Below are 17,015 nucleotides of genomic sequence, written 5' to 3' on the forward strand. Positions count from 1 at the left end.
CCCATCCGTCGGCCGGGTGAGCCGCGCGATCGGTTACCCGTGGAAGCCCTCGCCCGCCCTCGCCCACGCCACCCGGCGGTTCGTCGAGCTGTACCAAGAGATCGGTCTTTCACCGGTCCGGCTCCACGACCTGGGCCGCGACGCTCGCCACGCCGCCGGGGCCGACCTGAAGGACATCCAGGAGATGCTCGGCCACTCCTCGATCACCATTACGGCCGACACGTACACGAGCCTGCTCCCGGAGGCGGACCTGGCGATCGCCGAGGCCGCAGCCCGACTCGTCCCGCGCGCCCGCGCAACCTCCGAGAACACCGCCTCCGACGCGGAGCCTGAGCCCGACGACGCGGGGCATCCCGGCCCGGAGCCCGTGCCGGATGGTGCTGATCCGTTGGGAGGAATTTCGGAGATCAACTCTCCGTCCGCTCACGCACCGCTCACGCAAACGGCCCCGGACGAGGAGTCCGAGGCCGAGTAGGAGCCCTCCCTGGGGGAGAAACCCCAGGTCAGACGGGTAATGCGTTGTGCCCCCGGCAGGATTCGAACCTGCGACACCCGCTTTAGGAGAGCGGTGCTCTATCCCCTGAGCTACGAAGGCTGGGTCTCTCGGTCCACAGGGTACCGGATCAGTGCTCGGGCGGGGGTGGGGATGGTTGGCGATGCCCGCACGGCCTCTCGTTCGCCCGGGCCGGCCTGGCGGTGGCTATCGTCTGCTTGACGATAAGGGGGGTGCGTGTCAAGCTGGCGCGGCGTCAGGGTGGTGATCGTCTTCGGCGCGTCGTCGTATCGAGGGAGGCCCCCATGGTTCGTGCACGTGTTCCCAACCCTCCTCTGGACGCGCGCCGCGTCGATCGGGCCGCCGGGGTGCTGCTCGGGGCGGCCGTGGGCGATGCGCTCGGGGTGCCGTACGAGTTCGCGGCGGTGCTCGGGCCCGATCAGCGGCCCGAGATGATCGGCGGCGGGCTCGGGCCGTACGAGCCCGGCGAGTACTCCGACGACACCCAGATGCAGGTGTGCATAGCCGAGGTGGCCGCCACCGGCGCCGACCTGCGCGCGCCCGAGGCCCTGGACGCCGTCGCGGCCAACTTCCACCGTTGGCTCGATGGCGGCGCCAGTGACGTCGGCGCCCAGACCCGGGCCGTGCTGCGCGCCGCCGGGCAGGCGTCCGGGGCAGCCGGCGCCGCGTTGCGGGCCGCCGCCCGCGACCACGCCGACCGGCACGCCCACAGCGCCGGCAACGGCTCGCTGATGCGCACCGGGATCGTCGCCCTCGCCCACCTCGGCGACGCGGCCGCGCTCGCCGAGGCCGCCGTCGCCGTCAGTTCGCTCACCCACCCCGACCCCGACTGCGCCGACGCCTGCGTGCTGTGGTGCTCCGGCATCCGCACCGCCGTGCTGGAGGGCACCTTCGACGGCGTACGGGCCGGTCTCGACCTGCTGCCCGCCGGGCGGCGCGCGCTGTGGGCGGAGCGGCTGGACGAGGCCGAGGCGCATCCGCCGCGGCACTTCGCGCCCAACGGCTGGGTCGTCACCGCCCTCCAGGCCGCCTGGTCCGCCGTCACCCGCACCCCGGTGCCCGAACTCGACCCCGCCCGGGGCGGTTTCCCCGCCCAGCATCTGCGGCTCGCCCTGGAGGCGGCGGTGCGCGCCGGGGACGACACCGACACCGTCGCCGCCATCGCCGGGGCGCTGCTCGGCGCGCGCTGGGGCTGTTCCGGCATCCCGCTCGCCTGGCAGCGGGCCGTGCACGGCTGGCCCGGACTCACCGGGCCCGACCTCGTCCGGCTCGCGGTGCGCACCGCGCAGGGCGGACAGGACGACTCCCTCGGCCGGCCCTCGGCCGCCCGTGTGCCCGCCCCGGCCGGCGCGCCGCGCGGCTTCGCCGTCCCGCACCCGCGCGACCCCGGCGTCCTGCTCGGCAATCTGCCTTTGCTGCAGGGGGCCGAGCCGGTGGACGTGGACGCCGTCGTCTCGCTGTGCCGTATGGGCACCGGGACCGTCCTGCCCGCCGCCGGCAGCGGTACTGCCACCGGTGCCGGTGCCGGTACCGACGCGGGTAGCAGCACCGTCGAGCACGTTCGCGTCTGGCTCGTCGACAGCGACGGCTCCAACGCCAACCTCCACTACGTCGTCGACCAGGCCGCCCGCGAGGTGCTGCGGCTGCGCCACGAAGGCAAGCGGGTGCTGCTGCACTGCGTCGCCGGACAGAGCCGCACCCCCGCCGTCGCCGCCGTCTACGCCCACCTGGCCACCGGGATCGACGGCGAGACCGCGCTGTCCGAGCTGCGGGAAGCGCTGGTGCATGGGTGGCAGCTCGCCGCCCATCGTGAACTGCACGACGCCGTACGGGCGTTGACCGGCGGGGACGGCGAGGGGCGGGCGCCTGCGGCTCGCTCCGGGGCGGACACCCCCGCGCCGCGGGCGGCCGAGCAGCCCCGGACCCCGTTCCTTGAGGAGAAGGGGGCGCTCTCCCGGGTGCGCGGGCTGCTGCTCGGGCTGGCCGTCGGCGACACGCTGGGGGCGGCGCGCGGCGAGCTGCCCGCCGGGGTGACGCTGCGGGCCGGGGTCAGCACCCAGCTCGCCTGCTTCACCGCCGAGGGCACGATCCGCGCCCTGGTCCGGGGCGACCACAAGGGCATCTGCCATCCGCCGTCCGTGCTGTGGCACGCCTACTGCCGGTGGGCCGCCCTCCAGGGCATCGAGACGGAGCGGCTACGGCGCCGCTGGGTCCCGTACGGCGGCAAGACCTGGCCCGACGGCTGGCTCGCCGGCGTGCCGGTGCTGGCGCAACGGCGCGGGTCGGCGCCGGCGACCGTGGCCGCGCTCTCCCAGGCCGAGCAGGGCACCGTCGAGAAGCCGACGACGTCCAGCCGCGGTTGCCACGCCCTGACCCGCACCCTGCCCGTCGCCGTGGTCTTCGCCGGCCGGAAGGCGGCCGACGCGGTGACCGCGCTGCGCGAGATCGCCGCCCTCACCCACGGCGACCGGGCCGCCCAGGCCGCCTCCGCCCACGCGGCCGTGCTGGCCGGGCGCCTGCTGGCCGAGGGCGCGCGGCCCCGGGTGCGGGACGCCCTCGCGGAGGGCTTGCGGGCCCTGGCCGACGCCGATCCCGGCCTCACCGCCGGGCAGCGCGACCAGCTCGCCACGGCACTGCGCCAGGGCGGGGAGCACCCCGCCGACGCGCACCGCCTCGCCCGCCTCGCACCGGACCCCACCGCGCCGTCCGCGCTGCTCGGCGGTCTGTACGTCGCCGCGTCCTTCCCCGAGCGGGACCAGGTGGCGGCCGCGCTGCGGTTCGCCGCCGGGGCGCCGGACGGGGACTCCGTGGCCTGTGTGACCGGGGCGCTGCTCGGGGCCGCGCACGGGGCGGAGGCGCTGCCGCTCGATCTGGTCAGCCGGCACGAACTGGCCTGGGTGCTGGACGTGTTGGCCCGTGACCTCGTCGCCCAGCTCACCGACCGGCCCGGCGGCACCGAGTACACGCCGGGCGGGGACGAGCACTGGTGGGACCGTTACCCGGGCTGGTGAGCCGGGTTTCACCCGTTCCGACGGGTGGGCCGTCGGACGAGCCCCCCGGCGCAGACGCCCCGGCCCTCACACCAGCGCCACCCGCGTGAACCGCGCCGCCACGTGGTAGTCCGCCTCGATCGCCGCCGCCGTGCGGCGCAGCGCGGGCAGGAGTTCCGTCACGCACTCCTCCCGGGTGCGGCGGGCCGCGTGCAGGGCGACGTTCGCCGCCGCGACCGGGCGGCCCGAACGGTCGCGGACCGGGACCGCGACGGCGCGCAGCCCCTCCTCCAGCTCCTCGTCCACCAGGGCGTAGCCGTCCTCGGTCAGGGCCCCGGTCAGCGCCCGGCCGAGGGCGGTGGTGTGCGCGGGGAGGCGGGTGCCCACGGTGAGGTCCACGCTCATGATGCGGCCGGCGGCGGCCCGTGCCGTGTACTGGATCTCGTCGCCGGACGGGGTCAGGACCGCGAGGGAGGCCGACTCGTGCACGCGGGCGGCCAGGTCCTCCAGGTGCGGTTGGGCGATCCGGGGGAGCGAGGTGCGGGACAGGGGCGGGAAGCCCAGGGACAGCACCCGGGGGGTGAGGGTGAAGCGGCGGTCGGGGCCGGCGGCGACCAGGCCCAGGTGCTCGTAGGTGATCAGCGCTCTGCGTGCCGTGGCCCGGGGCAGGCCGGTGGCCTTCGCGACCTCCGCGAGGGTGAGGGCCGGGCGGTCCGCGTCGAAGGCGGTCAGCACGGTCAGGCCGCGGGCCAGGGACTCCACGAACTCCCGGCCCAGCTCCTGCTTCGAGGCCGCCGTCCAGGTCGCGAGGCCGGCGGGGGGGTCGGACGGTGCGGGGGGCGGCGCCGCGGCGAGGTCCCGTTCCATCGCGGCGACCGTCTCGCGCAGGCGCGGGAGCAGGGTGGTGCGCAGGTGCTCCGCGGTGTGGCGGCTGGTGTGGCTCACCACGCTCGCCACACACACGATCCCCCCGGCGCCCGGCACCTGCCCGGCTTCCGGTTCCTGTCTGGCTCCCGGTTCCTGTCCGGCTTCCGGTTCCTGTCCGGTCTCCGGTTCCTGTCCCGCTCCCGGCTCCCGCCCGGCTCCCGGCTCCCGCCCGGCTTCCGGCCCCCGTACCGCCCCCGTCCCTGCCCTCGGAGCGGGCCCCGCCCCCGGCCCCGGCCCCCGTACCGGCACCGAGAGTGCGATCAGGCCCGGTTCGATGAGCTGGTCGTCCGTCGCGCAGTCCTCGCGGGCCGCCCGGGCCGTGCGTTCCTCGAAGTCGTCCGGGGCGAGCGGCGGGCGCGGCGGCACCGCCGGGAAGCCGCGGTCCTCCGGGTCGGCGGCCCGCCGCTCGCGCCGGCGCCGCCACTCCGCCTCGGTCCACTCGGTGGCGAACAGCGCGCCCGGCGCGGTGCGTTCGGCGGGGAGCAGATCGCCGATGCGGAAGCTCAGGGACATCGCGCGGCGTCGGGTCGCCTGGTGGATGAAGCGGATGCCGTCCCGGTCGGCGACCGCCAGCGACACCGACTCGTCCAGTGCGTCGGCGAGGGCGTCGGCGCGTCCGGCGAGCAGGGCGGGCAGCCTCAGGGCGGCGAGGTAGGCGTTGCCGAGTTCCATCAGCCGGGGGGCGAGGACGACGTTCCGGCCGTCGAGGCGGACGTATCCCATCCGGGCGAGGGTCGCCGTGATGCGGTCGATGGTGGAGCGGGCGAGGCCGGTGGCCCGTTCCAGGGCGCTCGGGCTGAGGGCGCCGCCTGCCTCCGTCAGCCGGTGCAGCACCGCGACGCCCCGGATCAGCGGGGTGACCGCCTCCGCGGGGACGGCGGCCGGGGCGGCCCCGGAGGGCTCCTCCATGGCGGGCGCGGGCGTGGCGGACGGCGGGGGCATCGGGCTGGTCCTTGCGGGCGGGACGACGGCGGCAGGCCTACGGTAGTCGGCCGACTGCGGTGGTCGGGTTGCCCGCGGTGGTTGGGCCGACCGCGGTGGTTGGGCTGCCTGCGGTAGTCGGCGGTCTGCGGTGGTCGGGCCGCCTGCGGTAGTCGGCGGTCTGCGGTGGTCGGCCGTCCGCGGTGGTCGGGCCGTCTACGGCAGTCGGTGGTCTGCGGTGGTTGGGCTGCCTGCGGTAGTCGGCGGTCTGCGGTGGTCGGACCGCCTACGGCAGTCGGCCGCCCGCGGTGGTCGGGCCGGCGCCGTCACTGCCTGGTCCTGGTGCGTCACTGGCCCGGTACGTCACTGTCTGGTGACCCGGACCCGGTAGTTGCCGTCCAGGTCGGCCGCCGCCACGTCGATGCGTATCTTCGCCCGGGGGTCCTTGAAGGTCTCGCCGGGGGCGAAGGGGGCGTCGGAGAGTTCGGCCTGCACGTTGGGGCTGCGGGTGCAGCCGCCCGAGTCGCGGCGGGCGTCGAAGACCGTGATGGGACCGCGCCCGGTGTCGACTCCGGCGTCCACCTTGTAGATGAGGACGCCCGGCCGGCACACCGTCTCGTCGTTGCCCTCGCGGGTGCGCAGTTCGAGGGCGTAGCCGGTGTGGTCGTCGAGCGGGACGAACACCAGCTTGGGGCCGCCCTTGCGCTCCAGCGGGGTCAGCGAGTACTCGGCCGAGCCGCGCCTGCTCGCGCAGCTCACCTGGTTCGCGTCCAGCCAGCCGAGCTTCCACTTGTGCCAGCCGAGCAGGTCGTTGTTGGCGCCCCAGTCCTCGCTCATGATGTCCCAGTGGCCGACCGCGCCCCCGCCCTCCTGGGTGTAGAGGTCGGGCAGGCCGAAGGTGTGGCCGTTCTCGTGCGGCAGGACCCGGTAGCCGGTGCGGTCGTAGGTGCCGGAGCCGTCGTCCTGGCGGGAGTAGACGAAGGACGCGTTGGAGACGGGGACGCCGTCGGCGACGGGGGCCTCGGCGTTGCCGGCGAAGGTGACGGACAGGACGGTGTCCAGTGCGGAGGGGCCGGCGTTCGGGGTCATCAGCACGTTGAGCAGGTCGTAGTCGCGGAAGTTCACCGTCGGGTCGGCCGCCGTCACGATGTCCTGGACCAGCCGGCGGTAGCCGGGGTCGAAGGGCGCGCCGCGTTCTATGCCGTACGCCTTGAACGGTTTCGGCATGCGCAGCCAGTGGGGTATCGGGGTCTCCGGGCGGTAGTCGAGGCGGCCGTAGGAGGCGGTGCGGAACCAGTTCTGGGTCTGCGGGAAGAACTCGTGGAAGCGGTCGAGGGCGTCGCCCTGGCCCTCGGCGTCGGAGAAGTCGATCATCAGAGTGAGGGCGTGCACGACGCCGGTGGAGCGGGCGTAGCCGCGGGCGGTGGGGACGCCCTCCGTCATCTGCACCGAGGTCGGGCCGCTGATCATGCAGGGTATGAGGGCCGGGGAGCGGGCCAGGCCGTAGGCGTCGGCGCCGTTCGCCGAGGCGCCCGCCGTCAGATGCGCGGTCCCGGCGGTGCTGGCCGCGAAGGTCAGGACGGCGACGGACGTGAGAGCGGCGGCACGGCGCTTGCGTATCCGGCGGCGGCGGGGCGGCTGCGGCGGCATGCGTGGACCTTTCGCTCCAGGCAGCCACCGGTTCGCCCCAGGCAGCCACCGGTCTTCGGCTGCACCCTGTTCGATCACCCTCCGTCGCGGGCGCGGCGGGCGCGCGCTGGAGCGGTCCGGTCGTGGGAACGGGCGGTCCGGTGGTGGGAACGGACGGGCCGGTCGGGAGAACGGACGGCGGGTCCGCTGGTGGGGACGGCCCCGCGGCCGTGGAGCAGGAGACGCGGCGAGCGGGAGCCGCCGATCGGGTGAGCCAGGCCGGGGTGACGGAGCGTCACGTGACTCAGGTCACGTCGAACTTTCTCACCGGGACGGAAATAACCGGGGACCGATTCCCCGTTTGGTCAGGTGTCCGCGCGAAACGGGGAGTCCCTCTCCGCTTCGCCTCACCGCCCGACCGAAGGAGTACGCCGTGCAGGCCGCGACGACCGCGAAACCCGCGCAGCGCAAGGCGACCAGGCCGCGCGCCGACGCCCTGCGCAACCGCGAGCGGATCGTCACCGCCGCCCGCGAGATGCTCGTCGAGCACGGCCCCGACGTGCCGCTCGACGAGGTCGCCCGCAGGGCCGGCGTCGGCAACGCCACGCTGTACCGCAACTTCCCCGACCGCGCCGCCCTCGTCCGCGAGGTCCTGTGCTCGGTCATGGACCGTACGACGCTCGCCGCCGAGCGGGCGCTCGCCGAGACCGGCGACGCCTTCGAGGCGCTGTCGAGCTTCCTGCACACCGCCGCCGACGAACGGGTCAGCGCGCTGTGCCCGATGGTCGCCAGCGCCTTCGACCGCAACCATCCGGACCTGGAGGCCGCGCGCGAGCGCTGCGAGCGCCTGGTCCGCAAGGTCATGGACCGCGCCGTGGCGGCCGGGCAGCTGCGCCCCGACGTGGGCGTCGGCGACCTGCTGGTCGCCGCGGCCCAGCTCAGCAGGCCCCCGGCCGGCACCGGCTGCCCCAGCCACGACCGCTATGTCCACCGTCATCTGCAGCTGTTCCTGGACGGACTGCGGGCCCCGGCCCGCACCGCCCTGCCGGGCACGGCGATCACCATGGAGGACCTCCGCCGGGAGTGCGCCACCGCCGACCCGGCACCCGAACGCCCGTGACCGAACGCCCGTGACCGAAGGTCCGTGACCGAGCGGCCCCGACCGATACGGCCGTGACCGCCACGGCCCCGACCGAGTGGTTCCCGGCCGCAGGCCCGTGACGGCACGCCCCTGACCGGGGCGTCCGTGACCGAACGCCCTCACCGGGCGTCCGCGACCGACTCTTCTCCGACTCCGCCCGACCGACTCTCCGCGACCGACTCTCCGCGACCGCCCGACCGACTCTTCGCGACCGACCGACTCTTCGCGACCGACCGACCGACCGACCGTTCCGCGACCGACTGACCGGCAGACCGTCACGGAACCGACCGCTGCGGGACACCGCCGTCCCGTCAGCACGCTGCTTCCCGGCCGTCCCCCGAGGGACGGGCCGTCACTTTTCGACACCCTTTTTCCGTCACGAAGTCCTGAAGTGGGTACCCCCATGTCCGAAACAGCCGCACAGGCTCCCCGCGTCCCGGCGAAGACCGCCCGGCGCGATCCCGGCGAGGCCGGCGACGCCAACCGCTGGAAAGCGCTCGTCTTCATCGCGCTCGCCCAGCTGATGGTCGTCCTCGACGCCACCATCGTGAACATCGCCCTGCCCTCCGCCCAGCACGACCTCGGCATCTCCGACGGCAACCGCCAGTGGGTGGTCACCGCCTACGCCCTCGCCTTCGGCGGACTGCTCCTGTTCGGCGGCCGGATCGCCGACCTGTGGGGCCGCAAGCGCGCCTTCGTGCTCGGTCTGACCGGCTTCGCCGCGGCCTCCGCGCTCGGCGGCGCCGCCACGACCGGCGCGATGATGTTCGGCGCCCGCGCGCTCCAGGGCGCCTTCGGCGCGCTGCTCGCGCCCGCCGCGCTCTCCCTGCTCGCGGTGATGTTCACCGACGCCCGCGAGCGCGCCAAGGCGTTCGGCATCTACGGCGCGATCGCGGGCGGCGGCGGCGCCGTCGGCCTGATCCTCGGCGGTTTCCTCACCGAGTACCTGGACTGGCGCTGGACGTTCTTCGTGAACATCCCGTTCGCCGTGGTCGCCGCGGCCGGCGCCTACTTCGTCATCCGCGAGCCGGCCGGCGGCCGCAACCGCTCGCCGCTCGACATCCCCGGCGTGGTCCTGTCCACCCTGGGCCTGGTCGCCCTCGTCTACGGCTTCACCCGTGCCGAGTCCGCCGGCTGGGGCGACGCCCTGACCGTCTCGATGTTCGTCGCCTCGGTCGTGCTGCTCGGCGCGTTCGTGCTGGTGGAGTCCCGGGTCAAGGCCCCGCTGCTGCCCCTGCGGGTGATCCTGGAGCGCAACCGCGGCGGCGTCTACCTCTCGCTGGGCCTGGCCATCATCGGCATGTTCGGCCTGTTCCTCTTCCTGACCTACTACCTCCAGATCGTGCAGGGCTACTCGCCGGTCAAGACCGGCTTCGCCTTCCTGCCGATGATCGCGGGCATGATCACGGGCTCCACCCAGATCGGCGCCCGGCTGATGACCCGCGTCCCGGCCCGGCGGCTGATGGGCCCCGGCTTCCTGGTCGCCGCCGTCGGCATGCTGCTGCTGACCCAGCTGAAGGTCGACTCCTCCTACGCCGCCCTGCTGCTGCCCGGGATGCTGCTGCTCGGTCTCGGCATGGGCACCGCGTTCATGCCGGCCATGTCGCTGGCCACCCTCGGCGTCCAGCCGCGCGACGCCGGCGTCGCCTCCGCGATGGTCAACACCTCGCAGCAGGTGGGCGGCGCCATCGGCACCGCGCTGCTGAACACGATCGCCTCCTCCGCCACGGCCGCGTACATCAAGGACCACATGGCGAACGCGGGCACGAGCAAGGGCGGGCAGCAGCTCGTCCAGCTCCAGGGCCTGGTGCACGGCTACACCAACGCCATCTGGTTCGCCGTCGGCATCCTGGCCGTGGCCGGCGTGATCGCGCTGACCTTCGTCAACGCGGGCCGGCCGGGCAGCACCACGGTGACCGGCGCGGACTCCGCCGCCGGCGAGGGCCTGGAGGACGAACTGCCGGTGCCGGTGATCGCCCACTGACACCGGCCACGGCCTGACCCGCCCTTCGCGGCGGGACTCCCCGGCTCCACGGTGGGGCCCCCGTCCTCTCGGCGGGACTCCCGCCCTCGCGGCGGGGCCTCCCCGGCCTCGCACAGCCCCGCACCGCCCGGTACCGACCTCGCAGTCGGCCGGGCGGTGCGGGGCTTTGTCGTAGGGCCGGGGGCTTTGTCGTGGGGCGGGGGCTTTGCCGTGCGGTGGGGTGCGTGGCGGCCGGTCGGGGGAACGGCGGCCCCGCGTGTCGTACGGCCGCCCTCGCGGTGGCGTGGTTGCGCGGCGGGCGTCAGCGGGCGGCGAGGAGGCCGTCCACCAGGGCCCGCAGTCCGTCCCGGTAGGTGTCCTCGGCGGTCAGCGGCGCCCAGCGGTCGGCGACCTCCGCCAGACGGGGCAGTTCGTCCGGGTCGAGTCCGGCGAAGACCTGCTCCCGGTACGTGGGGCGGTCGGCGTCCGCGCGCCTGCGGGCCGCGGCGGCCCGGACCACGATCTCGCCGGCGGTGTAGTACCAGATCGCGCGGTATCCGTGCACGGCCCGCTCGGGGCTCAGCCCGCACGCGACGAGGCCGTCCACGATCTGTTCCACGAACCACAGGGCGGACGCGGACATCAGGTCGTCGGCGGTCAGCACCTCCACGATCCACGGGCAGCCGGCGAGCGCCTCGTGGATCGCGGCGGCGGCCACGACGACCCGCTCGCGCGGCTCGGCGGGCGGTTCGGGCCGGTGCAGCGTCCGCGCAGCGTAGTCGTCCAGCAGCAGGACGAGCAGCTCCTCCTTGTTGCGGACGTGGTGGTAGAGCGCCATCGGCGTGCTGCCGACCTCCGCCGCCAGCCGCCGCATGGTCAGCCGGTCCACGCCGTCCGCGTCCACGATCCGGCGGGCCGTCGCGATGACCTCCTCACGGGAGATCCGGGGCGGCCGGCCGAGGGCCTTGCGCGGGGCGGAGGACGACGGTTGCGGCATGCGCCCATCATCCCGCAGGCGCCGGGGCGGTGACCCGTGCCCCGGCCCCCGGCCCCCGGCCCCGGCCCCGGCCGCCGGCCCCCGGCCCCCGGCCGACCGTTCCCTGGACGCGTCCTCTCCGTACGCGCATCCCCGTACGCGTCTTCCCCAGGCACGTCTTCCCCGGACGCGTCGACAGAGGCGGCCGCCTGAGCTACTTTCTATACATGTATAAAAACTCGCGGGGGCGGCCCGGAGCGGTGCTGGCGGCGGCTGCCGTCGCCCAGTTCGCCGTCGCCCTGGACCTGTCGGTGGTCAACGTCGCCCTGCCCGCCCTGCGCACCGCGCTGGGATTCGCACCGCTCGACCTGTCCTGGGTCGTGCACGCGTACGCGCTCGCGCTCGGCGGCTGTCTGCTGCTCGGCGGTCGCGCCTGCGACCTGTACGGCCGCCGCCGGCTCTTCGTGCTCGGCCTGGCCGTCTTCGGGCTGTGCTCGCTGGCCGGCGGGCTGGCCCAGGCGCCCTGGCAGCTGATCGCCGCCCGCGCGGGCCAGGGCCTGGGGGCCGCCGCTGCCGCCCCGGCCGCGCTGGCGCTGCTCACCACCACGTTCACCGAGGGCCCGCGGCGGGTGCGCGCGCTCGGCGTGTGGAGCGCGGTGAACGCCGCCGGAGGAGCCCTGGGGGTGCTGGCGGGCGGCCTGCTGACCCAGTACGCGGGCTGGCGCTGGGTGATGCTGGTCAACCTGCCCATCGTGGCGGCGGCCCTCGCGCTGGTCCTCGCGGGCGTGCCCGGGGACGCGCGGCCCGCCCGGCGCGAGCGGCCGGACATGCTCGGGGCCGTCCTGGCGACCGGCGGGGCCGGGCTGCTGGCGCTCGGCGTCGTCCGCACCGACACCGAGGGGTGGGGCTCGCCCGCCACCTGGGTGGTGCTCGGCGTCGCGGCGGTGCTCCTGGCCGCCTTCGCCGTCGCCGAATCCCGCTCTCCCGCACCGCTGCTGCGCCTCGGGCTGCTGCGCGGCCGCTGGGTCGCCGGCGCCAACGTCCTGGTGTTCTTCTCCACGGCCGGGCAGTTCGCGGCGTTCTACTTCGTGTCCCTGTACATGCAGCAGGTGCTGGGGATGGGCGCGGCGGCGACCGGGGCCGCGTTCCTGCCGTTCTCCGTGAGCCTGATCGCGGGCAGCGTCGTCGCCACCCGCGTCACCGCCGCCCGTACGCCCCGTACGGCCCTGGTGCCCGGCGCCCTGCTCGCGGCCGCGGGACTGGCCTGGTTCGCCCTCATCAGCCCCGACGGCGGCTTCCTCACCGACGTGCTCGGCCCCTGCGTCGTCACCGGAGCCGGCGTCGGACTGGTCATCGCCCCGATCGTCACCGCCGCCACCACCGGCGTCGCACCGCACGAGGCGGGCATGGCCTCCGGCCTCATGAACAGCTCCCGCCAACTCGGCGGCTGCATCGGCCTGGCGGCCCTCGCCACCGTCGCCGCACACCGCACCGGCTCGGCCACCGGTCCCGCCGCGCTCAACGACGGCTACGCCCTGGGACTGGCCGTCGCCGCCGCCCTCTTCCTGGTCGCGGCGCTCGTGGCGGTCGTCGTACTGCCCCGCCGCCCGGCCGGAGCGCCCGAGCCGCACCCTGCCGATCCCACCGATCCCGCCGATCCCGCGGGGGCCGGAGCCGAGACCCGAGCCGAGACCCGAGCTGAGACCCGACCCGAGAACCGAGCCGGTACCCGACTGGAAGGAACCCCGTCATGACGATCACCCCCCTCGCGCCCGTCGACCTGTTCGCCGCGGCGCTGCACATCCTCCCCGGCGGCGGTGTGCGGGCCGCCGAGCGCCGGATGGCGGACGGCGACCCGCACACCTGGCACATCGCCACGTTCCACGTGGAGACCGACGCCGACGTGCACGCCGACCACTGGGAGATGCACCCGGAGGCCGAGGAGGCGGTGTGCTGCCTGACCGGCGGCGTACGCCTCCACCTTCGCCCCGCCGAACCCGGTGGCGCCGAGGAGCTGGTACGGCTGCGGGCGGGCACCGCCGCGATCGTCCCCCGCGGTCGCTGGCACCGCCTGGAGCTGGACGCCCCGAGCGACCTCATGTCGATCACCCTGCGCCACGGCACCCGCCTCGAAAAGCGCGCCGACGTTCGCTGAGCGGGAGACGGAGCCCGCCGGGCGTACAGCCCGCTAGGCGTACGGCGTCCGCTAGGCGTACGGCGTCCGCTAGGCGTACGGCGTCCGCCGGGCGAGGCCGCCTCTCCGCACGGCGCCCTCAGCGCAGCCAAGGCAGGTCCGCGCCCGCCTCGTTGGGCTGGAGTCCCTCGGCGACGATCTGCATGATCTCGCCGAGGGACTTCTGCTGTTCCGGGCTCAGCCGGTCGAACAGCGCCTGGCGCACGGCGGCCACATGCCCCGGCGCGGTGCGCCCCAGCACCTCGCGGCCCTCGTCCGTCAGCACCGCGAACTGGCCCCGTTTGTCGGAGGGACAGTCCTCGCGGCGCACCCAGCCGTTCTTCTCCAGCCGGGCGACGGCGTGCGAGAGGCGGGAACGGGTGATCTTGGCGTCCCGGGCCAGCTCGGTCATCCGCAGCCGGCGGCGCGGGGCCTCGGCGAGTTTGACCAGCAGGCCGTAGTAGATGTGCGGCATGCCCGCGTCGCGCTGGAGCTGCCGGTCGAGGTGGTCCTCCAGCAGGGTGGTGGCGTGGAGATAGGCGCGCCAGACGTGCTGCTCGTCGGCGGTGAGCCAGCGGTGCGACCCGGCGGGGGCGGTGGTGGGCGCGGCGACGACGGGTGCGGCGGCGGGGGACTCGGGCGCGGAAGAAGGTGCCGTGTTCATATGTCCCACTGTACGAAACGGTTCCTTGAAGGTTAAACAAAATCGACGTAGGCTCGGGGGGAGCTTTAAAGTTCAAGCGAATGCCCAGAGGGGCCGACCGACCGAGAACCGCAGGGAGCCGCCGCCGTGTCCGCCACCGTCCAGGAGCGCATGCCCGCCCTCTACCTCAGCCACGGCGCGCCGCCGCTCGCCGACGACCCGGTCTGGCCCGGCCAGCTCGCCGCCTGGTCCGCCGAGCTGCCCCGCCCCAAGGCGATCCTCGTCGTCTCCGCCCACTGGGAGGAGGCCCCGCTCGCCCTCGGCGCCGTCGAGACGGTCCCCCTGGTCTACGACTTCTGGGGCTTCCCCGAGCACTACTACCAGGTGCGCTACGCCGCCCCCGGCGCGCCCGAGCTGGCCGAGAGCGTGCGCAAGCTGCTGCGCGGCCCCGGCCTGCCCGTGCAGGACGTGCCCGACCGCGGCCTGGACCACGGCGCCTATGTGCCGCTGGTCGAGATGTTCCCGGCCGCCGACGTCCCCGTCCTGCAGATCTCCATGCCGACCCTCGACCCGGTCCGGCTCATGGACATCGGCCGCAGGCTCGCCCCGTTGCGCGACGAGGGCGTGCTGATCGTCGGCTCCGGCTTCTTCACCCACAACCTCGCCGCGCTGCGGCACACGGGCGGGGGAGTGCCGAGCTGGTCCGCCGAGTTCGACGACTGGGGGCGGCGCGCCCTGGAGGCCCGGGACTGGGACGCCCTGCTGGACTTCCTGCACAAGGCCCCGGCGGGCCGGTACGCCCATCCGCGCACCGAGCACTTCGCCCCGCTGTTCGTGACCATGGGCGCGGCCGAGGCCGGCGGCGAACTGGACGGAGCGGACGGGCCGCGCTCGGTGATCGACGGCTTCTGGCTGGGAATGGCGAAGCGGTCGGTGCAGTTCGGCTGAAGCGGACCGTGCGGTCGGCCGGCGCGGACCTCGCGGCCGTCACGGCCGTCGCGGCCGTCACGGCCGTCACGGCCGTCGCGGACGTCACGGCCGTCGCGGACGTCACGGACGTCGCGGTCCGGGCTGAGCGGGCCGCGTGTGCGCCGCGTACGTCAGGGGTGTGAAGGGTCTGGGAATCTCCTGAGAGTCCGGGTGTGCGGCAACCTTCCGCCGGTAGGAGCCGTCATGGGGGATGGGAGGGTGCTCGGCGGCGGAACCCGGCGGCGGCACGCTCCCACCGGCGGACACCGTGAGGCGTCAGCAGGCGTCAGCAAGCATCGGCAGGCGTTGCGGTGTCCGTGTGACGGGCCTCTCGGGCGCCGCGGGGCGAAGTGGCCCCACCGGGCTCCGGAGTCTCAGGTTCCCCGTTCTGACCTGGGGATCCGCGTCCGTCACCGTCGCCCATGGGGCGGTGCGGCGGACAGGGTACTGCATGATCAGAAAAATTGAGGGGCGGCTTGGGAATTCTGTCCTGATTCCAGTCGTTGTTTCCATCGGATGCGGGGCACCCGAGGAGAGTTCCCAAGACCCCCGAGTTCTGAGAGCCCGATGAGAGTGCCGAGCATCCCAAGGACCACCCGCTGACCCACCATCGCAAAGGGAGCACGCATGGCAACCCGTGCCGTCGCCCGTCGTAAGTCCGCCACCGGCGAGACGGCCGACGCGGCAAGCAGTGTTCGCGCCCATGGCGGCGAGATCGCCGATCGCGACCTGGTCGGCATGTACCTCGACGAGATAGCGCGCACACCGCTGCTCGACGCCGCCAAGGAGGTCGAGCTGTCCCAGGTCATCGAGGCGGGTGTGTTCGCGCGGCAGATCCTCGACGGGTACGAGGAGTCGAAGACCGAGGCCACGCCCGAGGAGCTGCAGGCCCTGGTCGACGCGGGCGAGCGGGCCAAGGACGTCTTCATCCGCTCCAACCTGCGACTGGTCGTCGCCGTCGCCCGCCGTTACCCGCGCAGCGGCCTGCCCCTGCTGGACCTGATCCAGGAGGGCAACGCCGGCCTGGTGCGAGCGGTGGAGAAGTTCGACTACCGCAAGGGCTTCAAGTTCTCGACGTACGCCACCTGGTGGATCCGCCAGGCGATCACGCGCTCGATCGCGGACCAGTCCCGCACGATCCGGCTGCCCGTCCACCTGGTGGAGGAGCTGGGCCGCATCCGCCGCGTCCAGCGCGAGTTCAACCGGGAGAACGGCCGCGACCCGGAGCCCGCGGAGATCGCCGCGGAGCTGGGCTCCACGCCGGAGCGCGTCGCGGACGTCCTGGACTGGGCCCGCGACCCGGTCTCGCTGAACATGTCGGTGGACGACGAGGGCGAGACCCAGTTCGGCGACCTCCTGGAGGACACCTCCGCGGTGTCGCCCGAGCAGTCGGTGATGACCCTGCTGCGCAGCGAGGAGCTGGACGACCTGATCGGCCGCCTCGACCAGCGCACGGCGTCCATCATCAAGATGCGGTACGGCATCGAGGACGGCCGCGAGCGCACGCTGACCGAGGTCGGCAAGGAGCACGGCCTGACCCGCGAGCGCATCCGCCAGATCGAGAAGCACGCGCTGCTGGAGCTGAAGAAGCTGGCCCGCGACACCGGCTTCGACGCCGCGGCGTGAGCCCGCCCGGGCGACTCGGGGGCGCGTCGGCGTCCCCGGCGGCCCGTGCGGCGTACGCCGGGTGGCCGAAGACCGCGCGAACATGGCCGTGTACCGCCGCTTCGGAGAGCCGCGGCCCGGGAACAACCTCTGCGGACCCCGTGCTCAGCGGCGGCCCCGCACAGCAGGAACGCTCCGCACGATCCACCCGAACGCTGCGCACGACCCGTATGAACGCTCCGCGCGTCCCGTACGTATGGAGCGTGCACGTACTCGCGCACGTACGTGTCGACCGCGCCCGCACCCCGACGTCGCGCACCCGGCGTCGGACCGACCCACCGAGCCACGTCCCGACGCACTTCCCCCCGGCGCCGGGACTTTCCCAGAGCCGGGCTTCGGCGCCTCACCCCCCGGGCGCCGAGGCCCGGCTCCATGCGTGGGCGACGCGGGGGTGCGCGAGTGGGGTGCGGAGGAGTCGTAGAAGCGGGACACCCCGGACCTGAACCCCGGGGTGGCCCGCGCGTAGCACTCTGCCACAGCGGAACTACGCATCGCTAATTCCCA

Annotated in this window: 12 protein-coding genes and 1 tRNA gene; 8 read left to right on the forward strand and 5 right to left on the reverse strand. The window is 74.4% G+C overall.

The features are described from left to right. Positions 1–16: 16 nt before the first annotated feature. Positions 17–475 carry a site-specific integrase gene (locus K7787_RS09605; RefSeq protein WP_223001123.1) on the forward strand — a complete coding sequence of 153 codons (459 nt, stop codon included), beginning with the start codon at positions 17–19 and terminating at the stop codon, positions 473–475. Between the two features lie 47 nt (positions 476–522). Here the strand turns inward: K7787_RS09605 and K7787_RS09610 are convergent. Further along, positions 523–595 (reverse strand) — tRNA-Arg (locus tag K7787_RS09610). A gap of 203 nt (positions 596–798) precedes the next feature. Here K7787_RS09610 and K7787_RS09615 point away from each other — a divergent pair. Further along, entirely contained in the window at positions 799–3,525 is a 2,727-nt protein-coding gene (locus K7787_RS09615; protein ID WP_223001124.1) for an ADP-ribosylglycohydrolase family protein, read from the forward strand. Positions 3,526–3,591: 66 nt separating this feature from the next. Here the strand turns inward: K7787_RS09615 and K7787_RS09620 are convergent, their stop codons facing one another. After that, on the reverse strand, positions 3,592–5,373 hold the full coding sequence (locus K7787_RS09620) for an IclR family transcriptional regulator domain-containing protein (protein ID WP_372456631.1): 1,782 nt from the start codon (positions 5,371–5,373) through the stop codon (positions 3,592–3,594). A 342-nt stretch (positions 5,374–5,715) separates the two neighbouring features. Continuing rightward, positions 5,716–7,002, reverse strand: coding sequence for a M6 family metalloprotease domain-containing protein (locus K7787_RS09625; RefSeq protein WP_019985972.1), 1,287 nt, complete (start codon positions 7,000–7,002; stop codon positions 5,716–5,718). 412 nt (positions 7,003–7,414) lie between these two features. On the opposite strand from K7787_RS09625, the gene K7787_RS09630 reads away from it, so the two are divergent. Both K7787_RS09630 and K7787_RS09635 read left to right on the forward strand, forming a co-directional pair. Continuing rightward, the gene (locus tag K7787_RS09630) at positions 7,415–8,101 is read left to right on the forward strand and encodes a TetR/AcrR family transcriptional regulator (RefSeq protein ID WP_009189136.1); all 687 of its coding nucleotides are present in this window, start codon (positions 7,415–7,417) and stop codon (positions 8,099–8,101) included. Positions 8,102–8,525: 424 nt separating this feature from the next. Next, positions 8,526–10,106, forward strand: coding sequence for an MFS transporter (locus tag K7787_RS09635; protein ID WP_009189135.1), 1,581 nt, complete (start codon positions 8,526–8,528; stop codon positions 10,104–10,106). Positions 10,107–10,407: 301 nt separating this feature from the next. On the opposite strand, the gene K7787_RS09640 is transcribed toward K7787_RS09635, so the two are convergent. Continuing rightward, positions 10,408–11,082 (reverse strand): TetR/AcrR family transcriptional regulator, encoded by a 675-nt coding sequence (locus K7787_RS09640; RefSeq protein WP_223001125.1) that lies wholly within the window; start codon positions 11,080–11,082, stop codon positions 10,408–10,410. 206 nt (positions 11,083–11,288) lie between these two features. Between K7787_RS09640 and K7787_RS09645 the strand changes: the two genes are divergently transcribed. Beyond that, entirely contained in the window at positions 11,289–12,815 is a 1,527-nt protein-coding gene (locus K7787_RS09645; RefSeq protein WP_247720709.1) for an MFS transporter, read from the forward strand. Further along, positions 12,812–13,216 carry a cupin domain-containing protein gene (locus K7787_RS09650; RefSeq protein WP_169439042.1) on the forward strand — a complete coding sequence of 135 codons (405 nt, stop codon included), beginning with the start codon at positions 12,812–12,814 and terminating at the stop codon, positions 13,214–13,216. The genes K7787_RS09645 and K7787_RS09650 overlap by 4 nt, the downstream gene beginning before the upstream one ends. Before the next feature lie 118 nt (positions 13,217–13,334). Here the strand turns inward: K7787_RS09650 and K7787_RS09655 are convergent, their stop codons facing one another. Then, on the reverse strand, positions 13,335–13,898 hold the full coding sequence (locus K7787_RS09655) for a MarR family winged helix-turn-helix transcriptional regulator (protein WP_169439043.1): 564 nt from the start codon (positions 13,896–13,898) through the stop codon (positions 13,335–13,337). 126 nt (positions 13,899–14,024) lie between these two features. On the opposite strand from K7787_RS09655, the gene K7787_RS09660 reads away from it, so the two are divergent. Continuing rightward, complete coding sequence (locus K7787_RS09660; RefSeq protein ID WP_164388035.1) at positions 14,025–14,825, forward strand: dioxygenase family protein; 801 nt, start codon at positions 14,025–14,027, stop codon at positions 14,823–14,825. A gap of 648 nt (positions 14,826–15,473) precedes the next feature. After that, complete coding sequence (locus K7787_RS09665) at positions 15,474–16,472, forward strand: sigma-70 family RNA polymerase sigma factor (protein WP_009189129.1); 999 nt, start codon at positions 15,474–15,476, stop codon at positions 16,470–16,472. Positions 16,473–17,015: the final 543 nt, after the last annotated feature.

The sequence above is a fragment of the Streptomyces sennicomposti genome (assembly GCF_019890635.1).
Lineage (GTDB): Bacteria > Actinomycetota > Actinomycetes > Streptomycetales > Streptomycetaceae > Streptomyces > Streptomyces sennicomposti.